At 61.8% G+C, this 23,439-nt stretch carries 21 protein-coding genes; 9 read left to right on the plus strand and 12 right to left on the minus strand.

Going from position 1 to position 23,439, the window contains the following annotated elements; all coding sequences use genetic code 11:
- Positions 1-21 precede the first annotated feature (21 nt).
- From PI93_RS03820 to PI93_RS03840, 5 genes are all read right to left on the minus strand, one after another.
- Positions 22-948 carry a diguanylate cyclase gene (locus PI93_RS03820; protein WP_144400556.1) on the minus strand — a complete coding sequence of 309 codons (927 nt, stop codon included), beginning with the start codon at positions 946-948 and terminating at the stop codon, positions 22-24.
- Position 949: 1 nt separating this feature from the next.
- A complete protein-coding gene (locus PI93_RS03825; protein ID WP_144400555.1) occupies positions 950-3,883 on the minus strand; it encodes a PAS domain-containing hybrid sensor histidine kinase/response regulator in 2,934 nt (977 codons plus the stop codon).
- Between the two features lie 426 nt (positions 3,884-4,309).
- Positions 4,310-5,083 (minus strand): SDR family oxidoreductase, encoded by a 774-nt coding sequence (locus PI93_RS03830; protein WP_039369728.1) that lies wholly within the window; start codon positions 5,081-5,083, stop codon positions 4,310-4,312.
- A gap of 161 nt (positions 5,084-5,244) precedes the next feature.
- Positions 5,245-5,901, minus strand: coding sequence for an alanyl-tRNA editing protein (locus tag PI93_RS03835; RefSeq protein WP_039369733.1), 657 nt, complete (start codon positions 5,899-5,901; stop codon positions 5,245-5,247).
- Between the two features lie 220 nt (positions 5,902-6,121).
- Positions 6,122-6,730, minus strand: a complete 609-nt coding sequence (locus PI93_RS03840; RefSeq protein ID WP_144400554.1) for an immunity protein Imm33 domain-containing protein — start codon at positions 6,728-6,730, stop codon at positions 6,122-6,124.
- A 319-nt stretch (positions 6,731-7,049) separates the two neighbouring features.
- Here PI93_RS03840 and PI93_RS03845 point away from each other — a divergent pair, with 319 nt between their 5' ends.
- Entirely contained in the window at positions 7,050-8,645 is a 1,596-nt protein-coding gene (locus PI93_RS03845; protein WP_039369741.1) for an MDR family MFS transporter, read from the plus strand.
- Between the two features lie 4 nt (positions 8,646-8,649).
- The gene (locus tag PI93_RS03850) at positions 8,650-9,207 is read left to right on the plus strand and encodes a MarR family winged helix-turn-helix transcriptional regulator (RefSeq protein WP_080759157.1); all 558 of its coding nucleotides are present in this window, start codon (positions 8,650-8,652) and stop codon (positions 9,205-9,207) included.
- Positions 9,208-9,315: 108 nt separating this feature from the next.
- Here the strand turns inward: PI93_RS03850 and PI93_RS03855 are convergent, their stop codons facing one another.
- Entirely contained in the window at positions 9,316-10,587 is a 1,272-nt protein-coding gene (locus tag PI93_RS03855; RefSeq protein ID WP_039369743.1) for an amino acid deaminase, read from the minus strand.
- A 163-nt stretch (positions 10,588-10,750) separates the two neighbouring features.
- Here PI93_RS03855 and PI93_RS03860 point away from each other — a divergent pair, with 163 nt between their 5' ends.
- The 6 genes from PI93_RS03860 to PI93_RS03885 all read left to right on the plus strand — a co-directional run bounded on the left by PI93_RS03860 (position 10,751) and on the right by PI93_RS03885 (position 15,370).
- On the plus strand, positions 10,751-11,632 hold the full coding sequence (locus PI93_RS03860; RefSeq protein ID WP_039369745.1) for a MurR/RpiR family transcriptional regulator: 882 nt from the start codon (positions 10,751-10,753) through the stop codon (positions 11,630-11,632).
- Position 11,633: 1 nt separating this feature from the next.
- Complete coding sequence (locus tag PI93_RS03865) at positions 11,634-13,124, plus strand: N-acyl-D-amino-acid deacylase family protein (protein WP_039369749.1); 1,491 nt, start codon at positions 11,634-11,636, stop codon at positions 13,122-13,124.
- Between the two features lie 45 nt (positions 13,125-13,169).
- A complete protein-coding gene (locus PI93_RS03870; RefSeq protein ID WP_039369822.1) occupies positions 13,170-13,556 on the plus strand; it encodes a RidA family protein in 387 nt (128 codons plus the stop codon).
- Positions 13,557-13,681: 125 nt separating this feature from the next.
- Complete coding sequence (locus PI93_RS03875; RefSeq protein WP_039369752.1) at positions 13,682-14,149, plus strand: hypothetical protein; 468 nt, start codon at positions 13,682-13,684, stop codon at positions 14,147-14,149.
- A 454-nt stretch (positions 14,150-14,603) separates the two neighbouring features.
- Entirely contained in the window at positions 14,604-14,852 is a 249-nt protein-coding gene (locus PI93_RS03880) for a hypothetical protein (protein ID WP_144400553.1), read from the plus strand.
- Positions 14,853-14,875: 23 nt separating this feature from the next.
- The gene (locus PI93_RS03885; RefSeq protein ID WP_039369758.1) at positions 14,876-15,370 is read left to right on the plus strand and encodes a hypothetical protein; all 495 of its coding nucleotides are present in this window, start codon (positions 14,876-14,878) and stop codon (positions 15,368-15,370) included.
- Between the two features lie 92 nt (positions 15,371-15,462).
- Here the strand turns inward: PI93_RS03885 and queF are convergent, their stop codons facing one another.
- The 4 genes from queF to PI93_RS03905 form a co-directional block, all read right to left on the minus strand.
- Positions 15,463-16,290 (minus strand): NADPH-dependent 7-cyano-7-deazaguanine reductase QueF, encoded by an 828-nt coding sequence (queF, locus tag PI93_RS03890; RefSeq protein WP_039369761.1) that lies wholly within the window; start codon positions 16,288-16,290, stop codon positions 15,463-15,465.
- Positions 16,277-17,206, minus strand: a complete 930-nt coding sequence (locus PI93_RS03895) for a 5'-nucleotidase (RefSeq protein WP_039369764.1) — start codon at positions 17,204-17,206, stop codon at positions 16,277-16,279. Before PI93_RS03895 ends, queF begins: the two co-directional genes overlap by 14 nt.
- A gap of 57 nt (positions 17,207-17,263) precedes the next feature.
- Entirely contained in the window at positions 17,264-18,793 is a 1,530-nt protein-coding gene (gene ilvA / locus PI93_RS03900) for a threonine ammonia-lyase, biosynthetic (RefSeq protein WP_039369767.1), read from the minus strand.
- Positions 18,794-18,913: 120 nt separating this feature from the next.
- Positions 18,914-19,534, minus strand: a complete 621-nt coding sequence (locus tag PI93_RS03905) for a nucleotidyltransferase family protein (protein WP_039369770.1) — start codon at positions 19,532-19,534, stop codon at positions 18,914-18,916.
- Between the two features lie 143 nt (positions 19,535-19,677).
- Here PI93_RS03905 and PI93_RS03910 point away from each other — a divergent pair, with 143 nt between their 5' ends.
- On the plus strand, positions 19,678-20,292 hold the full coding sequence (locus tag PI93_RS03910) for a YqaA family protein (RefSeq protein WP_039369773.1): 615 nt from the start codon (positions 19,678-19,680) through the stop codon (positions 20,290-20,292).
- Between the two features lie 193 nt (positions 20,293-20,485).
- Here PI93_RS03910 and PI93_RS03915 read toward each other — a convergent pair whose 3' ends face one another.
- Positions 20,486-22,708, minus strand: a complete 2,223-nt coding sequence (locus PI93_RS03915) for a xanthine dehydrogenase family protein molybdopterin-binding subunit (protein ID WP_039369775.1) — start codon at positions 22,706-22,708, stop codon at positions 20,486-20,488.
- A gap of 17 nt (positions 22,709-22,725) precedes the next feature.
- Entirely contained in the window at positions 22,726-23,184 is a 459-nt protein-coding gene (locus tag PI93_RS03920; RefSeq protein WP_039369778.1) for a (2Fe-2S)-binding protein, read from the minus strand.
- Positions 23,185-23,439: the final 255 nt, after the last annotated feature.

A 23,439-nucleotide genomic window follows, 5' to 3' on the forward strand; every position in this document is an offset into this window, starting at 1 on the left:
ACGCGATGACGCCCGCTCCATTCATTGCGGACCCGTATCGCCCAAATCGCGGCTCGATTCCCGCCATACCACGCGATTGCGTCCTTCCTTCTTCGCACGATACAAATGATCGTCTGCCGCCTTCAACAGGGCGGCAGCGGATTCGTCCGTGCCGGGTTGCAGCGTCGCCCCACCCAGGCTCACCGTGACCTGACCGGCGTGCGCAGCATCGGACCATAGCAGCGGCAGCCGAGAGGTTGCCTCGCGCAGACGTTCGGCGAACCGCGCAGCACCTTCGGCCTCGGTGCCCGGCATCAGCACCACGAACTCCTCTCCGCCATAGCGGGCTACCAGGTCCGTCGAGCGCACCATTTCGCGGGTCAGTATCGAGGCGACGCCCTGCAGCACCCGATCCCCCATTGCATGGCCTGCGCGATCATTGAATTCCTTGAAAAAATCGATGTCGAGAATCGCCACCGAAAGCGGGCGTCCTTCTCGCGCGGCGTGTGCCCATTCGGTCGCGTAACGGTCGTCGAAATAGCGCCGGTTCGCAATCTCGGTCAGCCCGTCGACGTTGGCCATCGTCTCGAGCATCCGACGCTGCCGGGCGAGTTGCAGGTGCAGGCGCACGCGTGCGCGCACCACAGCGAGATTGAACGGCTTTGTGATGTAGTCGGAGGCACCTAGGGTCAGTCCGTTCTCTTCGTCTTCCGGCGTATCGAGGCCGGTAATGAAGACAACGGCAATCGCCGCCGTGTGTGGATCGCTCTTGAGCCGGCGCAATACGTCATACCCCGTTACCTCGGGCATCACGACGTCGAGCAGAATCAGGTCCGGACGATGTTGTGCGGCAAGCGTCAGCGCCTGTTCGCCGTTTTTGGCGAGAATGACGGTGCAATCGGACTTCAGCAAATCCGTCAGTACCTGACGGTTGATCGCCGCATCGTCCACCACCAGCACTTTTTGCATTTCAGTCTTGCTCAACAGACACCCCCCATTGAATTCCTGCCGCGACAGCTAGCGCTTCCAACTGCGCCAGCGCGCTCGCATATTCGACATCGATCACCGCACCGGCAATCTCGGCAAGTGCGTCATCAGACCACACGTTTCCCTTTGCCGCTTTCAAATCCGATAACGCGTCGAGCGCACGGGCATCGTCCGCGCGCAGCAGCCCGGCGAGTCGCTTCACAAGCGGGATAAGCTCGGTGAGATCGGACGCCCCGGCGGCCACGGCAGTCGTCATGTCCATCTGTCTGAGACCATCGACGAACGCCGTCAGCGTGCCGGCCAAATCCGGCGTCAGGGCCAGTGCCTCTTCCTCGGCGCCCCGCCGCAATGCCCGTTCGACCTCACCGGCAAGCCATGACAGATTTCCCGCACCAAGGTAGGCGCAGGCCGACTTCAGGCCATGTGAGATAGATTCGATTTCGCCCAGGTCACGGCGCTCGGCCGCATCGAGCAGCGCCTGCGCAGACCGGGCGTGGTCCTCGCGGAAACTGTGAATAAGCTTGTACAACAGGGCGGGATTATGATTGACCCGTTGCAGCGCTGCCTGCCAACTCACACCCGCGAGCTGCGGCAGCGGCTTCAATGGCGTCTGCCGCGGCAAACTTGCCGGGGAAGACGGGACATCTGCCGCGGAGGATGCGTTCCGGATTGCCGATGGACGAACCCATGTCACCAGCACACGCAGCAACGCCTCGGGGTCGATCGGTTTCGCAATGTGGTCATTCATTCCCGCGTCGAGGCTCGCCTCGCGATCGCGCTCCATCGCGTGTGCGGTCATCGCCACGATCGGCAACGACTCGAAACCGGCCATTGCGCGAATCGTGCGCGTCGCGCTCAACCCGTCCATGACCGGCATCTGGATATCCATCAGGACCAGATCGTATTGCGTAGTCTGCACCCGTGCGACAGCTTCACTGCCGTCCACGGCGACATCGACATGAACTGGCGTCTGCGCGAGAAACTCAAGCGCGACTTCCCGATTGATTTCGTTGTCCTCAACAAGCAACACCCTGGCACCGGCGAGATGCGAAAATTCGTCCGCCATCCCTGACGGAGACATTTCACGCACCTGAGCCGTTTCCGTTCGAGACGCCGCTGCCGGATACAAAGCACTCAACAATGTGTCGTGCAACGTTGATGGACTGACCGGCTTGGACAAGACGCCATCGAGATGAACGCCGGTCGATTCCTCGATGACATCTTCGCGCGAGTACGCCGTCACCATCAGCACCGCCGGAGTGGCAGCAATACGCGCGTCGCTACGAATGTAGCGTGTCGTCTCCACGCCATCCCACCCCGGCATGCGCCAGTCCATCAGTACCAGGTCGATCGGCTTGCCTTCGCTGGACGCCACCACCAACGCATCGAGTGCAGCGACGCCGGACGAAGCCATGCTGACCTGCGCACCGAATGCCATCACCATCTCGGCAAGGACTTCGCACGCCACTGCGTTGTCGTCGACGACCAACACCCGGCGCCCCTGCAATGACGGCACCTTGTGACGCTCCTGAGCATTTTCCTCGCGCCCGATTTCCAGGTCCACGGTGAAGGTAAAACGGCTGCCGGCGCCGGGCGTGCTCTGCACCTCGATGTCCCCGCCCATCAGTTCGACCAGTTGCTTGCTGATCGCAAGTCCCAGCCCGGTGCCACCGTACTGGCGGGTGATCGAGCCGTCCGCTTGCGAGAACATCTGAAAAAGCTTTGCCAGTTGAGCCTCGGTCATACCGATACCGGTATCCGCAACCGAGAATTGCAGCCTGGCGCGCTGCGCGTGCAGTGCCAGCAGATCGACGCTGACGACGATTTCCCCCTGGCGCGTAAACTTGGCAGCGTTCGTCCCGAGGTTGACGAGAATCTGACCGAGCCGCAGCGAATCGCCCATCAAGAGTGGCGGAATATCCTTGTCGACGCGAAACACCACTTCGACACCGGTCGGCTCGGTCTTGAGCACGATCAAGCTCGACAGGTTGTCGAGAATATCCTGAAGTCGGAATGGCGCGTGCTCAAGGACAATCTTGCCCGCCTCGGCCTTCGAGAAATCGAGAATGTCATTGATGATACGAAGCAGGCTTTCCGCCGACGCGGCGATTTTCTCGACGTAGTTGCGTTGCTGCGGCGAAAGATCGGTCTTCAACACCAACCGGGTCATGCCAATGACGCCATTCATGGGTGTTCGTATCTCGTGACTCATGTTGGCGAGAAACTCGGACTTCATCCGCGACGCCTCTTCTGCCGCTTCCTTCGCCTCACGCGTCGCCTGTTCGGCATGCTTTCGTTGCGTCACATCGAGCGCCGTCCAGACCGATCCTTTGCTCAAGTCGTTCGGGTCCAGCACTGCGCCGTGGTCTGCACACCAGATGGGCGTCCCGTCCTTGCGCACGAACTTTGCATCGCCCACGTGGACGCGCCCGCCAATCACCTCGTAGTCGCGCCCGGCTTCCTCCCACTCCTCGTCGGTGGCATAAAGAATACGCGTCGACTTGCCGACCGGTTCGCCCGCTTCGTAACCAAACAACTTCTCGAAGCCGCGATTGCATCGCACGATGACCCGGTCTTTGACAAAGCAGACGCTGACCGGCGTGTGATCCAGTACCGCCGTTTGCTCGAGAAGCGCTTGTTCGAGTTCCCCTCTCAACGAGGCCGCATCATCGAGCGCTGCGCTCGCCTGCCTCCGGGCGTCGGCCAGGGCAACTGCGAGTTTCTCGAGTTCGACTTCATGCTCCGATACCGTCGTTGTGAGTCGAACTGACCGGGCACGCTCGCGCCGAGTACGAAATACGGCCCAAACCGTCGCCGCCAGTAGTCCGCAGATCATTGGCCCCGGGTAGATCACCGCAATGAATTCCATCATCGATCTGTTTATTTTCTGGTTACGTGAGACGTTGCTCTCATCCAATCCTCATGACACATGTCACGTTGAATGCCGTGGATCGGCCGCGCTTCAAAAAACCATACACTCGAACAATACCGAGCAATCTATGACCCGAACCTAATTTTCACTAATTATCCAATAATTCGCGTCCATTTTTCCTTTGATTTTGGGCGCACAAATAGCATACTCATTCGAGATTCACAACGTGCTGTCGATGAAGCGTTTACCAATCACTTGGTAATACGAGGCAATTTTCGCAGGATATTTGCTGGGCTTAATCAAATCGATTAAGCCCAGCAAAAGAAGAGGGATGTCGAGGGATGAGGCGGACAAGCGGTGGGCTCAGCTTGCCATCGGCGGATATGTCAGCCGCTGGGGAGACTTGTGACATATCCGCGTATTACCTGTGGATATGCCGGGATCGCGATCGTCCCGGCATGATGACGGGGCTTACTTTGTCGTGTACCCGCCGTTGATCAAGATCGTCTGACCCGTGATCCACCAGCCATCGCTGACGAGATGCCGAATGAAGGGCACGACGTCCTCGATGTCGGTCAATCCTGTCTTCGAGAACTTCGACAGTGCGGCAGCCGTCTTGTGATACGCGACCGCGTCCGTGCCTTCAGCGGGATAGAAGAACGGTGTGTCCATCGGACCGGGGCCGACGGCTGTCACCGAAATTCCGCGCTCGCCGAACTCTTTCGCGGCGGCCCGCGTGTAGTGCTCCACCGGCGCCTTCGTGCCCGCGTAAGCCGCATAGAATGGGGTGAACGCGCCGAGGAGCGACGTCACCAGCGTGACGACTTTGCCGTTGTCGTTCACATGACGACCGGCTTCTCGCAGAAAGAAAAATGCCGACTTCGAATTCACGGCAGTCATCTCGTCGTACTCTGCCTCGGTGATCTCCGTGAATGCCTTCTTCAAGACTTTGCCGACCGTGTTGATGGCAATGTCTGGCCGCCCGACTGCCGCGATCGCGTCAGTGAACAGTTTCTCGACAGCGCCCGCACTCGTCAGATCTGCCTGGATGGCGACGGCCTCTGCGCCCGCCTGCCGGATCGCTGCGACGGTCTCGTCCGCCGCCGCTTTCGTGCTGGGGCTGTTGTAGTGAATTACGACCGCTTTCGCACCGTGTGCTGCCAGGTCTCGCGCGATAAGGCCGCCAAGATTCTTTGCGCCGCCTGCAATCAGGACGGTCTTACCCTTGATGTCATGGTTCGCCATTGCCTTTCTCCAGTCCGATGGACCGCCCAATGCAGCCACCGCTGTCGTAAATCATATAGTTCAGCTTGGACGCAATAAAGCCTCCAAATCTGGATGCATTAACCAGAATCCGAGCCCAATGGAAACGCTTCGACGGCAACGCTCAAGTTTGTGTGAAACGTTTAGGCGGTAGGCTGGGCGTCCACCAGCATGATCTCAATACGCTCCTTTCCCCGCCCTGTGTTCTTGCGCTTGAGTTTCACCGCACCAACCTCGCGAGTCGATTTTGGATGCGTGCCGCCACATGCCATCATCGCAAAGCCGTCGACTTTCCAGTATCTGCGCTGCGTTTGGATATCGCTGAAGCCGGTGAGAATAGGGAGGTCGCGCGTCGTCAAATTGCCCGCCTCCCATTCGATCTCGGGAAACAGCGGCGCCAGGCTGACATCGCTCGCGAAGTCGATGCGCGCCTTGTCTTGTGCGATGTGGGCACCGATGCGCTCGATGCCCGGACGCAGCTGATAGACCAACTGCAAGACCATTTCTGCGGCGAAGTGCAGGCGCATGAGGCGATAGCGCCGTTCCCAGTCAATTTGCCATGTGGCGCGGTCCCCTACACGTAACGAATGGTCGTGCGGCAACGTATAAACGATTCCCAGACCAAGCCTTTCGGCTTTGATCACCGGGTATCCGCCAAGGGAACCTTCGTCGCTTTCCTGGCCGCCGGAGAATGCAAAAAATATCGTCGACTCGACCTGGACGTGCTCACCGTCAACCTGACTGACGGCGGTATCTAGCGTTGTTTGGTAAGGTTCGTCCCAGAATATTTTTTGCGTCACGATTCGACCGATCCTGTTCTTTCCCGAAAAGGTTCACAGGGTAATCGAGCCGAATTCGAGTGGCTTGTACGATCTTGCGATCGGCATGCGCTTCGCATTGCAACATCAACTGCGTGGTCCTCGCTCGCGGTAAGCGTTTTTATGGCGGCTTTCGACCCGAAAGGGACGTTTCGGAACTGCGGGCGTCGCGAACATCGAGCCCGAAATGCCTCGAGACGGATCATCGACGTTCCAGCAAAGACGTATTGTCTTGTCCCAAGATATCCCGAATCTGATCGTTTTCGAGCATAACCATACTACCCGCCGGAAGCAGAAGGGTTTGCATCAATATTGGCTTGAACGTTAGTAGCTGGAAAACATAGCCCCCCCTCAAGTTCTCCGGGCTGTTGTCCCCTTCGGTATAGCCGAAGAACCAGCCCGAGTCATCCTGTTGGGGTTCGATTCGCTCTGCGTACATCTGGCTCGCGTCGAAAACACCGTCGGCAAATATGATCTTGTCTTGGAACGAGATATCCGTGGGAGCTACGCCTAGCATCTTGGTAAGCGCGCTCTGGGCGGCAAGAACACGCAGAAAAATGCTGACGTCGTCGCGTGTCTGCGCAAAAGGATTGTGGCCATAGTCCGGCTCGCAGATAACTACCTCGCCGTGTCGTTCGAGCAAGATCAGGAATGACCAACCGAACCGAATTCGCAGACCATCTGCAAGTACCATTCCATTTGCGTATTGCCGGTGTAGTTCATTGACAACGGCCTCCGCTGTCTGCTCCAGAGCACCGTCAAAATTTATGCGAACTCGTTTTTCGCCAAAAGGCCTGATAAGCGTTGCCATATATTCACAATTCAGTTCGATTTCTTTGCTTGGGAGAATCAGTGTTCGAACACTCGATCATTACGGTACGCACTTGGCCGACAACGGTAAAGTGCAATCATCTCGGCAATGCCCACTTCTGGCCGAAAACGGTCGTCGCTCCTGAGACTGTAGACACTCATTCCAATCTCCACGGGCAGCGCACGACGGCGTAGCTTACGGGATGCCCGATCTCGCTGAGCCGTTATCGGATCTATTGCTATTAGCAAGTCGCAAAATCAGCCCTCCGCAATCAACGTGTTAGAATCTTTGACTGATCAAACATTGATCCGTCCAAAAAATGGCTCCCAGTCCCAGTACCCCGCATTCAGCGGGGCAGGTATTGCCGTTCCGGCAGTCGCTCGTGGCGATGCTCGGCCTTTGTTTCTGCACGATGATGGTGGCGCTCGACCAGACGGTCGTCGGTACGGCATTGCCAACCATCGTGGCGGAACTCAAGGGGTTCGAGTATTACGCGTGGGTCGCGACGTCGTATCTCCTTACCTCCGTCATCACTGTGCCGATCTTCGGCCGGCTTGGCGACTTTTACGGTCGTAAGCCGTTTGTCGTTGCCGCCATCGTGGTTTTCACCGCGGCGTCCGTCCTGTGCGGCGCCGCGAACAGCATGCCGTTCCTCGTCATCGCGCGCGCCTTGCAGGGCATCGGCGGCGGCATGCTCGTCGGCACCGCGTTTGCCTGCATCCCGGAATTGTTTCCCGATGCCCATGTGCGCCTGCGCTGGCAGGTGATGCTCAGTTCCGCATTCGGCATTGCCAATGCCATCGGCCCCTCGCTCGGTGGCTTCCTCACGGAAGGTTATGGCTGGCGCTCGGTGTTCTACGTCAACCTGCCGGTCGGTTTGCTCGGGCTCTGGTTCGTCGGCCGCCATTTGCCGCACATGCGCGCCGAAGGCCACGGCAAGGCGAGTCTCGACTGGCTCGGCGCACTCCTCATTACCGCCGCACTCGGCAGCCTGCAGATGCTTGTCGAATGGCTCCCCGCCGATGGCCTCTCGCGCGGCGTGGTGACGTTGTTCGTTGTGCTGATCGTCTCGTCATACGCCCTCTATTGGTGGGAGAAGCGCACCTCGCATCCGATCCTGCCGTTCGAAATGTTCCGCGATAAGAGTCTGGCGTCGCTCTTCGTGCTGTCGGTCTTCGCAGGCTTTGCCATGTTCGGCGTGCTGTTCTACGCACCGTTGATGCTTCAGGGGGGCTTCGGGCTTTCGCCGCGTGAAACCGGTCTGCTCATCACGCCAATGGTGGTGTGCATCACCGTGGGCAGTATCGTCAACGGCCGACTCATCACCCGTTTGCCGAACCCGAACGTCATGCTTTACGGTGGCTTCTTTTTGCTCGCGCTGGCCTGCGCAGGCGTCATCACCACGCATCGCGGCACGCCTCACGGACTGATCGCCGGCTATATGCTGCTTGCCGGTCTCGGCCTTGGCTTCGTGATGCCGAACCTCACCGTCTTCGCGCAGGAAGTCGCCGGACGCGCGCATCTCGGCATTGCGACCGCCCTCATGCAATCGCTGCGCATGATCGGCGGGATGCTCGGCACCGCTATCGTCGGCACACTCGTGAATCACAGCTACACCGCACGCGTGAAAGACGCGCTCGTCGCCAGCGAGGGCACACAGTGGACAGCCCAACTCTCCGATCCCCAGATTCTCGTGAACACTCAGGCACAGAACGACTTCATGATGACGCTTGCGCACATGGGGCAGAACGGTGCGCTGTTCATCGAGTCGGCACGCATCTCGCTCGTCGCCGCCATTCATAACGGGCAGATGGTGTCGCTCGCGGCGGCGCTTGCCGGTCTTTGGTTCGTGCGGCGCGTGCCGCTCATTCGTCTGACGCGCGGCGCAAAGCCGAAGGCGCCAGTCGGGGAGTGACGCGATGCCTACGGCTCTCAAACGTAACGTCATCCAGCAGCTCAGCCTGACGTATCGGGCGATGATGCTCGCGTTCGACGCGCAGGTCGGCCACCCGTTGCCGCGCTGGCGAATCATTCTCGCGCTGGCCGAACGTGGTACGTGTTCCCAAAAATTTCTGGCGGAACACTGCCGACTCGATCCCGCGTCGCTCACGCGTCAGTTACAGTCGATGGAGGCCCTCGGCTGGCTCTCGCGTGCAACCGATCCCGACGACAATCGCCTCACGAACGTCACGCTCACCGCCGCAGGCATGACCGTGTATGAAGAGGCGACACCGCGCCGCCAGGCCTTTTTCGACGACGCGCTCGAAGGGATGACGGCGGCCGACATCGCCACGCTGGAAAGCGCTTTGGGACATCTCGAGGCCCAGTTCAAGTCGGTGGCGACCCGGGCAAAGGCATCCGATCCGGCGGCGAAGCCGGGCGGGGAGCCGAAGCGCAGAAATGCGGCCGCTTCAGCCGATCAGACGGCACCGCCCGGCGCGGCACCCCGCAAGCGCGCGCCGCGAGGTCAGTCGTAAGCTCTGGTTCGCCATGATTGCGATGTGATGAAAAATCCGCCCCAAGGGCGGCTTTTTCATGGTGGCGGCGCCGGCGAGATGTCTCGTTGTCTCGCTTTCACCGGACGTTCAGAAGAACGTTTGCACGATGTCGACGACGTTGTAGTCACCGTCGACGATCGGCACATGACGCCATTTGTCGAACGTGAGGCACGGGTGCGAGATGTCGAACGCGATCATGTCGCCGACGCGAACATCGTCACCCGGTGCGATGCGCAGATAGGCATGCTGATCCATCATGCCGGTGATCTCCCAATGCGAGGGCGCGGCCCTCGGGGCATGGCTCTCGCCCGGGCGGAACTGCTGCGCGGGTTCCGGCATGCCGGCATCGAACGCCGCATCTCGCTTGCCCAGGGCGATGATGGCGCGCTCCGGTTCGGGAATCGACTGCACATAGGCCCAGAGTTGCAGCGCCGGTTGCAGTTGCGAGCGCATCTGCTTCGCGATCGGGTTGCGCGTGGCGATCTGTGCTTGCGCTGCCTTGTAGATGCCAACGTCGTGCGTGAGATAGCAGCCGGGGCGCAACACCACGTCGAGCGGAGCCCCAACGTCCTTGTGCGCAAACTCGTCGGCAACCACGTCGTACCACGCCGAACCCGCGCCGGAGAGCACCGCCGGGCTACGCTCGATGCGACCCGACGCGATCAACTCGCGCGTGATGTTCACCGCCCGTTGCAGGAACGCGCGAATGTCCGCTTCGGTGCTGAGCACGCCTTCGTAGACTTCCACACCCGCGAGCTTGACGGCGTCGCGGTACTGCGTCAGCGCGTCGAGCACGGCTTGTTGTTGCGCGGCGTCGCGAACGCCGGTGCGTCCGCCCGTCACGCCGAGTTCGATCAACACTTGAATCGACTGGCCGCGCGCACGGAAGAACTCGCCAAGGTGAGCCACCGCAGCGGCCGAGTCCACCAGACAGAAGAACTCGAAATCGGGGTCTTTCAGCAGATCGGCGATCAGCGCCATGTTGCGCTTGCCGACTAGCTGGTTCGCCATGAGGATGCGTCGCACCCCATGGTGATATGCCGCGTTGGTCTGGTGCGCGGTGGCGAGTGTGATGCCCCACGCCCCACCGTCGAGCTGACGGCGGAACAGCTTCGGCGCCATCGTCGTTTTACCGTGCGGCGCGAGCTTTACGCCGTACTCATGCACGAAGCGCTGCATCCACGCGAGGTTGTGACGGATCTTGTCTTCGTAGAGCACCGCCGTGGGCAGACTCAGATCTTCGTTGAGCAGATTCCAGCCCAGTCCTGCCGTGGCCGACGGCGCAAGCGGGGCATTCAACGCACCGAGACCCTTGTTGAGGGTATCGATCATGCCATGTTGATAGTTTGTATCATTCATTGAGAATCCTCCACGTGACGATGCGCCAATAGCCGCCGGATGGCTCCTATAATAGCTTTGAATTACCAGCGTTTGACAATTTTGTTATAAAGTACCAAAAATTGGTGAATCTTTCAAAAAGGCGTCCCGGCGAATCGTCGCGGGAGCCACACAGACCCGGGACATGGCCGAAACCTTCGATATCGTGACGCGCGTTGCCGAACGCAGCGACGCCTTGAGCCAGGCGGAGCGCAAGGTCGCGCAGGTGGTGCTGGAAGATGTGGCGGGCGCGGCGGCCGCATCGATCAATGTGCTGGCGGAGCGCGCAGGGGTGAGCGAGGCGAGTGTGACGCGCTTCGCCAAGGCGATGGGCTGTCGCGACGTGCGCGATCTCAAGCTTCGTCTGGCACAGGCGGCCGTGGTCGGTCAGCGTTTTTTCGGCGCGAACGCGACCAATGGGCAAGACGGTTCGGGGCAGACCATAGACCGGATTGCCGACGATATTCAGACCACGTTGCAGGTGCATCGCGGCCTCATCAAGCCGGATGTTGTGCGGCGTGCGGCAGGGCGTCTGCTGTCGGCCCGCATGGTGTATGCCTTCGGCATGGGCGGTGGTTCGTCGCTGATGGCTGACGAGGCGCGTTACCGGCTGGTGCGTCTGGGGCGGCCGGTGGCGAGTTATCAGGACGCTGTGATGGCTCGTATGGTCGCCGGCACGCTCGGGCGCGACGACGTCGTGCTCGCGTTCTCTGTGAGTGGCCACACGCCCGAGCTGGTTTCGGCGTGCGAGATCGCGCGGGAGTACGGCGCACAAGTGGTGGCGATCACGGCGACGGGTTCGCCGCTTGCGGCGCTGGCCGACGAGGTGTTGCCGATCCGTGCGCTGGAAACGGATTTTATTTTCAAACCGTCGTCGTCGCGTTACGCGATGCTGCTGGCGATGGACGTGCTGGCCACGGAACTGGCGTTGCTCGCCAAGCCGCAGAGCCAGGCGCTGTTGCGGCGTATCAAGTATGTGCTCGACACGCATCGGGGCGGCGGCGATCGCCAGCCTCTGGGAGACTGATATGACTGACTGCCTTGCGAACCGGACGGTCGACACCCTCATTACGAGCGTTCGTCTGGCGGACGGCTCCGGCGCGCCGATGACCGACGAGCGTTTCGACGTCGCCTTGCGCGACGGCCGTATCCATACGATTGCGCCGGCCGGCGCCTTGTCGGGCTGGCAGGCGGCGCAGCAGATTCAGGGCGACGGACTCGTGCTGAGCCCTGGCTTCATCGACGTTCACACCCACGACGACACGAACGTCGTGCGCGCACCGGACATGACGCCAAAGCTCTCGCAGGGCGTGACGACCGTGGTGGTCGGCAACTGTGGCATCAGTGCGTCGCCGGTGACGCTCAAGGGCGATCCGCCCGACCCGATGAACCTGCTGGGCGAGGCCGATGCCTTCCGGTATCCGACCTTCGCCGCGTATGTCGACGCGCTTGAGAAGGCGCAGCCGGCAATCAATGTGGCCGCGTTAATCGGTCACACTGCCCTGCGCAACAATCATATGGACCGGCTTGATCGTCCCGCGACCGAAGCGGAGATCGAGGGCATGCGCGCGCAATTGCGCGAGGCGCTCGACCATGGCGCGTTAGGCCTGTCGACCGGTCTTGCCTATGCGAACGCCAATGCCGCGCCGACGGAGGAAGTGCTCGCGCTGGCCGAGCCGCTTGCCGAAGCCGGTGGGCTGTATGCCACCCATTTGCGAACCGAATTTGCCGAGATTCTTGAAGCGCTCGACGAAGCCTTCCGCATCGGTCGTCATGCCCGCGTGCCAGTGGTCGTCTCGCATCTGAAGTGTGCCGGCGTCGATAACTGGGGACGCAGCACGGAGATTCTCGAGGCGCTCGACAAGGCGCAGCGCTTCCAGCCCGTTGGCTGCGACTGCTATCCGTACACGGCCAGTTCGTCGACGCTCGATCTCAAACAGGTCACTGACGACTTCGACATTCTCGTGACGTGGTCGCAACCGCATCCCGAGCAAGGCGGCAAGCTACTCGCGACGATTGCCGGCGAGTGGGGCGTCGATCTGATGGAGGCCGCGAAGCGTCTGCAACCGGCAGGCGCCGTGTACCACTGCATGGAAGAGGACGATGTGCGACGCATTCTGCGGCATCCGGCGACCGTGGTCGGCTCCGACGGGCTGCCGAACGATCCGTTGCCGCATCCGCGTCTGTGGGGCGCATTCCCACGCGTCCTCGGTCGCTATAGCCGAGAGCAGCAATTGTTCCCGCTAGCCGAAGCCATCCACAAGATGACGGGCTTGTCGGCCGAGCGCTTCGGTCTGACGCAGCGCGGCTTCGTGCGCGAAGGTTACTGGGCCGATCTGGTGCTGTTCGATCCGGCCACCGTGGCCGACGCCGCCACGTTCACCGACCCGATGCAGCCGGCCTACGGCATTGCTGCCGTATGGGTCAACGGCGTGTTGTCGTGGCAGGATCGCGCGCCCACGCAGAATGCGCGCGCGGGACGTTTCGTGCGTCGCGGTACGCCGCAGCCGGTACTTTGAATTCATGTGGTTGAAGCCGTTTTGTCGAAAGGAGCGATGATGAGCATCAAACGTTATGGCGTGGAAGGCGGGCAGGGCACGGGTGGCCAGCGCATGCCCTTTGCCCGCGCAACCGAAGCCGATGGCTTCCTGTTCGTGTCGGGGCAGACCCCGATGAAAGATGGCGAAGTGATCGATGGCGGCATCGTCGCGCAGACGCATCAGGCCATCCAGAATATGCTCGCGATTCTCACGGAGGCCGGTTACGGCACCGAGCACGTGCTGCGTTGCGGTGTATGGCTGGACGATCCGCGCGACTTCGCATCGTTCAACAAGGTGTTCAAGGAGTACTTCGGTGAGCACCCGCCCGCGCGCGCCTGCGTGGTGTCGAGTATGGTGATCGACTGTAAGGTGGAAGTAGACTGCGTGGCGTACAAGAAGCCTGCGGCCTAGGCTTATTGATTGCCTCATTGGCAAGTCCCCGGTACTGGTTTCACAAAGCCCGCGGTTGGGCTTCGATGGCACAGGATGGGAGAGGCGTGCAGGCTTGCGTTTCCTAACTTGTCAGGAGACGAACCGTGAGACTGGACTCAAACTCGACAACGACCGCAGTACCTGCCACGACGCCGCAGTCCTCGATGGATGCCCATCTGGACGAACTGACCCGGGTCATCGACTTCCCGCTTGCGCCTGACGATGTCCGCCTTCACCGGCAAACGGAGCGCCCGGTGTGTCCGGCGGGATGTTCGACGATGTTGACGGGGTTGGCAGTGACGATTCTGGGCATCGCGGGCGTCGCCGGGGGCGCATATTTCGTTGTCGATGCCGCGACGACGGTTGACGATTCGTCGCTGGCGCAAAGCCAGACGAGGGCGAAATACAGTGCGGGCGGAGCACTCCTCGGACTCGGGGTGTTGGCGGCCACGCTGGGCCTCTACCGCCTTGGCATCGGGTGGGAGAAGCGTAGCGCGATGGCCTCCGAACCACAGGATTCGCGTGTGGGCGAGCAGTTTGAAATGAAGGCGGGGACGCGAGAATACGCATGATCTGCCGATGAGGCGGCGCCCGGTCCGATATCCCGTTGAGGAATGTCCGGTCGGGCGAGAGCGGGACTTCGAGGAAGCGGCCGACGATTTCGTCGGCCTTTTTTTTGCGTGTTTTCGCCTCACGCATTCACATTGACGGACACTTTGGTAACCGTTTCGCAAAGTCTGCGGTTTGACTTCGATGGCTGTCGATATCGGGTGCGCGCAGTCTTCAATCTCCCGATCAGAAAGGAGATGGACCGTGAGACCAGCGCCAATATCAGGTGCGACTGTGCAAGTGCCGTCGCATCGCCCGGCAGTCGAGGCTGCCGAGGACATGCAAGTCAACATCGATTTTCCGCTAACACCCGACGATGTGCGTTTGCGTTCCCGGAGGATGAGCCGGCTTGTCGACGCAGGATGCGGCGCTGGGCTGATAGGGATGACGAGTGTGGTGTTGGGGCTGGCAGGGCTCGTGAGCGCCGCATACATCTGTCTGGAGGCAGACGCGCAGGCGGATACTTCGGTCGCAGCGCACAATCGCCGATGGCTGGGCTATGGCTTCGGCGGGGGCATGGGATTCGTGTCGTCGGTGGCGGTGACGTTCGGTCTCACTCAGGTGTGTCTGGCGTTGCGAAAGCGTCGCGAGGCCGCCCAGGAAATAGGGACGCTGAGCGTGCGAGCACGATTCGAAACCGGTGACTTCGGAGGACCTGCGGCGTGAGCCTGTCTGAGATATCCCAAGACATGATGCCGTCCTCGCAGGACATCGCCAACGAGATCGATGTGGCCTTGGCTGCCGTGCGCGACGCCAACAAACAGCGCGAGGCCATGGGGATGCCACGTCCCGGCGCGTGGGACGCGATGCAATGCGACGCGGCGTATCGCTGCGGCTATGGGGCGTTCGAGCGCGGTGACTATGCACAGGCCATCGAATGCTTCGCCCCGCTGCTCTCGGCGTGTCCGCTCGAAGCCGACTATGCGGTGGCGCTGGCGCTCTCGGTGTTACGGCATGGCGAACCGAAGGCCGCGCTGCCGCTGTTCATGGCGGCGGCATTGATGGACGAGGAGGCGCCCGGGCCGATGTATCGCGTTGGGGAATGTCTGATCGAGCTACAGCACTTCGAGGCGGCGCACCGCGCAATGACGGAGACGCTGAATCGATGCGCCGGTCAGCCGAAATATGCGAACGTAGGCAACGCCGCGCGTAAGTTGCTGCTCAAGGTCAGTTACCTGAGCTAGTCGGTAGACACACGTTATGTGGGTGGATTTGGCGACGGGGCTCACCCGTCGCCTTTTTTATGGGGCGCGATTGACGTCGCGATCCCCGCACATCACTGACGCGCGGTGCGCGCGTTGTCCGGCATCGGCAGCGTGAAGTTGGTGCGAAACGGGTTGATGTCCAGCCCACCGCGTCGCGTGTAGCGGGCATACACGGCCAACTGGCTCGGTTTGCACTGGCGAAGGATGTCCATGAAAATGCCTTCCACGCACTGCTCGTGAAAACCGGTATGACGCCGGTACGAAATCACGTATTTGAGCAGGCCTTCCTGATCGATCGGCGGTCCGACGTAGCGAATCTGCAGACTGCCCCAGTCGGGTTGCCCCGTCACCGGGCAGTTGGACTTGAGCAGGTTCGACACCAGTGTCTCGTCCACATGAGGTTCGCCCTCGGCGGCCTTGAGCAACGTGGCGTCGGGGGTATAGACATCCGTTTCGATGTCGAGTCGGTCGACGAGCAGGCCGTCGAGTTCGTCGAGTTCGAGCTTGTCGAAGGCGCCCGGTTCGACGAGGCGCACCTGCACGGGGGCCCCGGCCGCTTCCGACAGGTCTTGTTGGATCAGCGCACGTGCGGCGTCGACGTTGGCCAGCTTGGTCTGGGCGAACGACCCGAGGTACAGCTTGAACGACTTCGATTCGATGATGTTCGGCGAGTCGGCCGGCACGATGGCGGTGAGCAGTGCGATCTGCGGCTTGCCCTTTTCGCCCAGCCACGAGAGTTCGTAGCCGTTCCAGATGTCTGCGCCGAAGAACGGCAGGGCATCGGGCACGCCGATGGCCGCGCGCGCCGGGGCGCGTGCGATCGGGAAGAGCAACGACGGTGTGTATTGCTCGGTGTAGGCAACTTCTTTGCCCAGCGGAGATTGGTCAGGCGTTGTCATGATTGGCTATGCCACTGATGACGTGTCCGGTCGGGCTGACCCGCGCGGCGGACTCGCAGTGGCGTGTTTGGTCGTCGAAGAAGAAATCGGGCTCGAACTCGCGCAGGAAGGTGCCTTTGTCCAGCCCGCCCAGAAACATCGCCTCGTCGATGTCGATTTTCCAGTCCATCAGTGTGCGAATGGCGCGCTCATGTGCCGGGGCGGAGCGTGCGGTCACGAGCGCCGTGCGGATCTTGACCGGCACTTCGTGGCCCGCGAGCGTCTGCAATCGATGCAGCGCCAGCAGCAGCGGTTTGAACGGACCCGGCGGCAGCGGCGTTGCGGCGCGTTCGATTTCATGTTGCTGGAACGCGTCGAGGCCGTTGCTTTGGAAGATCCGTTCGGCTTCATCGGAGAAGAGCACCGCGTCGCCGTCGAAGGCGATGCGGATTTCGTCGGGATGAAGCTCCGCCTTTTTGGCCGAATCGGGATACACGCGTGCTGCCGGAAAGCCGGCGGCAAGGGCGCCGCGTACATCGCGCTCGTTGGCCGACAGAAACAGGTGGGCGCCCAGGGCGTTGAGATAGCCGAACGGATCGCGCCCGCGCGTGAACACGCCGCGCTCGATCTTGAGGTCGACCTGACGCGCCGAGCGAAACACGCGCATGCCGCTCACGGGATCGTTGCGCGAGAGCACGACGACCTCGACGCGATGCTTGTCTTCGCTACCTTCGTTGAAGGCGAGCAACTTCTTCACGAGCGGGAACGCCACACCGACACGCGCAGGTACGTCGAGGCGTTCGAGCTGGTAGCGCATGTACGACTTGTCGTCGCCATGCGCCACGCCGGTCTCGTACACGCGGTTCTCTTCTTCGAAGTCGAACAGCGCGCGCGAGGATATCGCGACAACGAGTTTGTTCTCGAGCGAGATCGGCATGGTGGCGATGGCGTCCTGTCGTGAGCGGGTGGAGGGCGGTGTCTGCGCGGTTCCCGCTTACGCGAGGAACAGCTTGTAGACGGGGTTGTCGCTTTCGTCCCAGTAAGGATAGCCGAGCGTGGCGAGGAAGTCGCGGAACGCGGCTTTCTCGTTGTCCGGTACCTGCATGCCGACCAGGATGTTGCTGTAGTCGGCCCCCTGATTCCGGTAATGGAACAGGCTGATATTCCAGTTCGGGCTCATGGCCGAGAGGAATTTCATCAACGCGCCCGGACGCTCGGGGAATTCGAAACGGAACAGCACTTCGTTGCTGGCGAGCGCCGAGCGGCCACCGACCATGTAGCGGATGTGCTGCTTGGACAGTTCGTCGTTGGACAGATCGAGCGTGGGGAAGCCGTGGCGCTCGAAGCCGGCCTTGATGCGTTCGCCTTCGTCGCGGTTATGCATCTGGATACCCACGAAGATGTGGGCGTTGGACGCTTCGCTAATTCGGTAGTTGAACTCGGTCACATTGCGGCTGCCCACCACTTCGGTAAAGCGCTTGAAGCTGCCGCGCGCCTCGGGAATGGTCACGGCAAACACAGCTTCGCGCGCCTCGCCGACTTCGGCGCGCTCGGCCACGAAGCGCAGGCGGTCGAAGTTCATGTTCGCGCCGGAGGTGATCGCCACGAGCGTTTCGCCCTTGAGCTTTTCACGTTCGCTGTAGAGCTTGGCGCCCGCGACGGACAGCGCGCCCGACGGCTCGAGCACGCTGCGGGTGTCCTGGAAGACGTCTTTGATGGCGGCGCAGAGTTGATCGGTGTCCACGCGCACGACTTCGTCGAGATACGCTTCGCACAGGCGGAAGGTTTCCGCACCGACGTATTTCACGGCAGTGCCGTCGGCGAAGAGGCCTACGTCGCTCAGCAGCACGCGCTCGCCGGCGTGGATGGATTGCGCCATGGCGTCGGAGTCGACCGATTGCACGCCGATGACTTTGATCTCGGGGCGCACGGCTTTGACGTAGGCGGCGACACCGGCGGCGAGACCGCCACCGCCGATGGGCACGAAGATGGCATGCAGCGGACCCTGATGCTGGCGCAGCACTTCCATGGCGATGGTGCCCTGACCGGCAATGACATCGGGATCGTCGAACGGCGGCACGAAGGTGAGGCCGCGTTCTTCCTGCAAGGTCATGGCGTGGGCGTAGGCGTCGCTGTACGAGTCGCCGGCGAGCACGACTTCGACGGCGCGGCCGCCATGGGTTCTGACGGCGTCGATCTTGACCTGCGGGGTGGTGACCGGCATGACGATGACGGCCTTGCAGCCCAGACGCGCCGCCGAGTACGCCACGCCCTGGGCATGGTTGCCAGCCGACGCGGTGAGCACGCCGCGCTCGCGCTCGGCGTCGCTCAGATTGGCCATCTTGTTGTACGCGCCCCGAATCTTGAAGGAGAACACCGTCTGGTTGTCTTCGCGCTTCAGATAAATTCGATTGTGCAGCCGCATGGAGAGCGTGCGCGCCAATTCGAGTTCGCTTTCTTTGGCGACGTCGTAGACTTTTGCGGTCAGGATCTTCTTCAGATAGTCGGGAGCTGCGTCGGACATGATTTAAGGCTTCTTCAGGTTAGGCACATCAAGGAACAAAAGGACAATGATAGACCAGCACGTCCGCCAGGGCGGTCGCGCTTGTCTCTCGGGAAAATACGGGAAAGGGGAGTGCGCGCCCTAGCGAAGGTCGTCTGGGGTGTCGATGTCGCGCACGATTCCGGCGTCGTCGACATCGACGATCGTAATGTGCTCGCTAATCAACAGGTCGCGCGCGCCAATGTCGCCATCGAGGGCGGCCAGACGCGAGGTAAAGGCAGAACCAAACGCGACGGGATGGCCGCGTTGTCCCTGATAGCTCGGCGCAACGATGGCTTCGGGCGAGGTGAGCCCGTTGGTGATCGCGCGCAGGGTGTTCGGGTGGATGTAGGGCATATCGGCCAGCGCAACGAGCCAGCCGTCGAGATGTTCGAGCCCGGCGGGCGGGGCTTCGTTGATGCCGGACTGGATGCCGGCGGCGAGCGTCGCACCCATGCCGCGCTTGGTGGCGTGGCTCATGACGACTTCACAACCGGCCTGCAACAGCACGTTTTCCAATTCCGCCGAATCCGGACGCACCACGGCAATGACGCGCGGCAACACCGCCAGCAGCGAGTGGGCGCTGGCGAGGGCAACGGGTCGGTTCAGGGGATCTCCGGGCAGCGGCGCGAGCAGCTTGTTCCGGCGCCCAGCCGCATCGAAGCGGGTACCGAGTCCGCCTGCCAGTAGAATGGCCACGGGCGGCGTCAGGGGTCGGGTCATGGTCTCGCATTATGCGCCAGACTTTTTGTTTCTGCCAAACAACGCGTGCTCGCGAGTGTCGACGTTGTGCCGACCGTCCGGTCGGTCATGGACGGCGGGATTCGCCCCGCTTTTCGATTCGTTCTGATTTTTTCCGGAGTTGCATGGAGTCGTTCATCACCTGGCTGCTCGGCGTGCTCGCACTGCCCGGCATCGGACTGCCAGCCATTTTTCTGGTGTCGTTTCTGTCCGCCACGCTGCTGCCCATGGGCTCGGAGCCCGCGCTGTTCGGCTACGTGTCGCTCAATCCGCATATGTTCTGGCCCGCCATCGTCGTGGCCAGCGTGGGTAATACCGCCGGCGGCATGCTCGACTGGTGGATGGGCTTCGCCGCACGACGCGCTTTCGTGCGCCTCAAGGCCCGCCGGCGAGCCCATGCCCGCGCTGCCGCACTGAACGGCGGTGGGGGCGTTGTGCCGACGGTTTCTGATGGGGACGAGAGTCAGCGCGCCCAAGGCAAGGCGCCGATGAGCGAACGCTATCACCGATGGATGCGCCGCTTCGGTCCGCCCCTTCTGCTCCTCTCATGGCTTCCCGTCGTCGGCGACCCCCTCTGCACCCTCGCCGGATGGCTTCGCCTCTCCTGGCGTGCCTGCCTCTTCTATATCGCCATCGGGAAGACGCTTCGGTATATCGCCATCACCTATCTCATGCTGCGCGTGCCTGAGTCGTTCTGGCAGGGGATTTTTGCCCCCTTCAAGCATCTGCTCGTCGGGTAGGGCTTATCGTTCGACTGCCGCTTCCTTCCTTTTCTTAACCCCACGGTTCTGCCCAAAGCCCCAGAGGCGGGACCGGGGCCCCTTTCCGCCTCTCAGACATAAACCCAACTCGCTGCAGAAAGGGGCCCCGGTCCCGCCTACCATCAGGTTTTCTCAGGAACCCCCTTCCTTCTTTCTTTTTTGCTGAGTTCTCTTACGCCTGCGTGACTTCGAACGGCAACGCCCGCTGGCGCTTGCCAGTCAACGCGAATAGCGCATTGGCATACGCCGGCGCCAACGGCGGCAAACCCGGTTCACCCATGCCCGTCGGTGCATCGCCGGAACTCACCACATGGACGCTAATCGCCGGCATGTCCGTCAACCGCGCCACCGTGTACTGATGGAAGTTGCTCTGCTCCACCGCACCATCCTTCAACGTGATGGCCGCGCCGGCTAACGTCGTACCCAATCCCATTAACGCCGCACCCTCCACCTGTGCCGCTACCGTCAACGGATTGACCGCGAAATTGCAATGCACCCCCGCCGTCGCACTCACCAATCGCGGAGACCCATTTCGCATTTCCGCAACCACCACATACGCCACCACGGAATCGAAGGACTCATGCACCGCTACGCCCCACGCTTGTCCCTGCGGTAATTTGGTCTTGCCATATCCAGAACGCTCGACCGCCAACGCCAAGGCCTCACGATGCCGCGGATGCTTGTCCCCCATCAACGCATATCGATACGCCACCGGGTCCTGTCCCGCATTCTTTGCCAATTCGTCAACCAGTGTCTCCATGACGAACGCCGTGTGCGTGTTGCCCACGGAACGCCACCACAGGACCGGTACGTTGACCTGCGGACTATGCAAGGTCAGACGCAACGGCACCGCGTACGGGGTGCCCGATACGCCTTCCACACTCGTCGCGTCGATGCCGTTCTTGACCATCATTTTTTCGAACGGCGTGCCCTGCAAAATCGATTGGCCCACGATGGTGTGGTTCCACGCCAGAACGTTGCCCTTGGCATCCAGACCGATCTCGGCACGATGCACATACATCGGGCGGTAGTAGCCGCCATGAATGTCGTCTTCTCGGCTCCAGATGACTTTGACCGGCTCCCGGTGCCCCGCCCGACGCCACGCTTTCGCCACCTGTGCGGCCTCGACACCATAGTCGGACGTCGGCACCGCGCGACGGCCGAAACCACCCCCGGCCATTAACGTGTGCAGCTTGACTTGCTCCGGCTTCAGATCGAGCGTGCGCGCCATGGCCGCCTGGTCGACGGTCTGGAACTGTGTGCCCGTCCACACTTCCGCCCCTTTGTCTGTGAGCTGTACGGTGCAATTCAACGGCTCCATCGGGGCATGGGCCAGATACGGGAAGCTGTATTCGGCGACGAGCGTTTTCGGCGCGCCCTTGAGTTTGGAGATGTCGGCATCGATAGCGACAGTCCCCGGTGTCTTGGCCATTTCCTTGAATTTGGCCAGTTGCGCGGTGGTGTCGACGTGCTCGACACCGCTGGTGTCCCACGTGGCATTCAACGCGTCGCGCCCGGTCTTGGCCTGCCAGTAGCCATCGGCAATCACGGCCACGGCGGTGCCGCCCCGGTCGTCGGGAATCTCCAGCACGTCGCGCACACCCTTGATCGCGCGCGCCGCTTTGGCGTCAAAGCTCTTTACCTTTGCACCGAATACCGGCGGACGTGCCACGACCGCCACTTTGAGGTTCGGCAGCTTGAAGTCCATGCCGTACATGGGCACGCCGGTCGACTTGGCGCGCGCGTCGAGCCGGCCGGTCGGCTTGCCGAGCAGACGGAACGCGGACGGATCTTTCAGGGCGACGTCGGCCGGCACCGGCAGCGCTTGCGCCCGCGCAGCGAGGCTGCCGTAGGTGGCGCGCTGGCCATTGGGGCCCAGGACGACGCCGTTTTCGGTGCGCAGTTGCGACGCAGGGACTTTCCACTGCTGTGCGGCAGCGGCGATGAGCATGGCGCGGGCCGATGCCCCGATGCGCCGGTACTGAAGCCACGAGTGCGCAACGGACCCGGAGCCCCCCGTCATCTGAATGCCGAATAACGGGTCTTTGTAGACGTCGGCCGCAGGCGCCAATTCGCTTCGTACTTTGGACCAGTCGCAATCGAGTTCTTCGGCGACGAGCATGGGCAGTGCGGTCTGCACGCCCTGTCCGAAGTCGAGTCGGTTGACCTGAATGGTGACGGTGTCGTCCGGCGCAATGCGCACGAACGCCGACGGCACGACGGGGGTGGCCGCCGCGCCCTGCGCGCTGGCGGAGCGCATGGCGCCCGGGAGCGACATTTCGAGCATCAGGCCGCCCGCCGCCATCGCCGACGTTTTGAGAAACGCTCGGCGTGACACGCCGGCAAAGTCGCCCACGGCAACGCCGGGACGCTGGGAAAAACGAAGTCCACGCATGGTGTTGTCTCCTCGCCTCAGGCCAGCGACGCCGCAGCGTCTTTGATCGCCGCCCGAATGCGGGCATAGGTGCCGCAGCGGCAGATATTGCCCGCCATGGCCGCGTCGATCTGCTCGTCGTTGGGCTGTTTGTTCTCGCGCAGCAAGGCCGCGGCAGACATGATCTGGCCGCTCTGACAGTAGCCGCACTGGGGCACGTCGTGCTTGACCCAGGCGTCCTGCACGGCGCGCCCGACGGGGTCCGCGCCGACGTTTTCAATGGTGGTGACTTTTTTGCCCGCAACCGCAGAGATCGGGGTAATGCAGCTCCGGATGGGCGCGCCGTCCAGATGCACGGTGCAAGCGCCGCACAGCGCCATGCCGCAACCGAACTTGGTGCCGGTCATGTTGAGCGCATCGCGCAGGGTCCAGAGCAGGGGAGTGGCAGGGTCGACGTCGACCTGCACGGGGCGGCCGTTCAGTTGAAACGAAACCATAGAGACACCTCTTGACGGGTGGATGGATCGGGGGAACCGGCCCAACATACTCCCATTCGTTGGAAATTTCAGCCCAGAAATGCTTCATAAATCGTTGTATATAAAAGGATATAGCGCTATTCGCACGCGGCGGGTTTGTCTTGAAATATTCAAGGGCGGGGCCGTCGTGGAGGTGATGTCAACGTGGCGATGAACCTGCCGGGGCGCCGCAAAAGAGGGGAAGCATGCGCGGCGAGGGGGAATTCGGCGCGGCGC

Origin of the sequence: Pandoraea fibrosis, assembly GCF_000807775.2 — a bacterium.
Taxonomy (GTDB): Bacteria; Pseudomonadota; Gammaproteobacteria; order Burkholderiales; family Burkholderiaceae; genus Pandoraea; species Pandoraea fibrosis.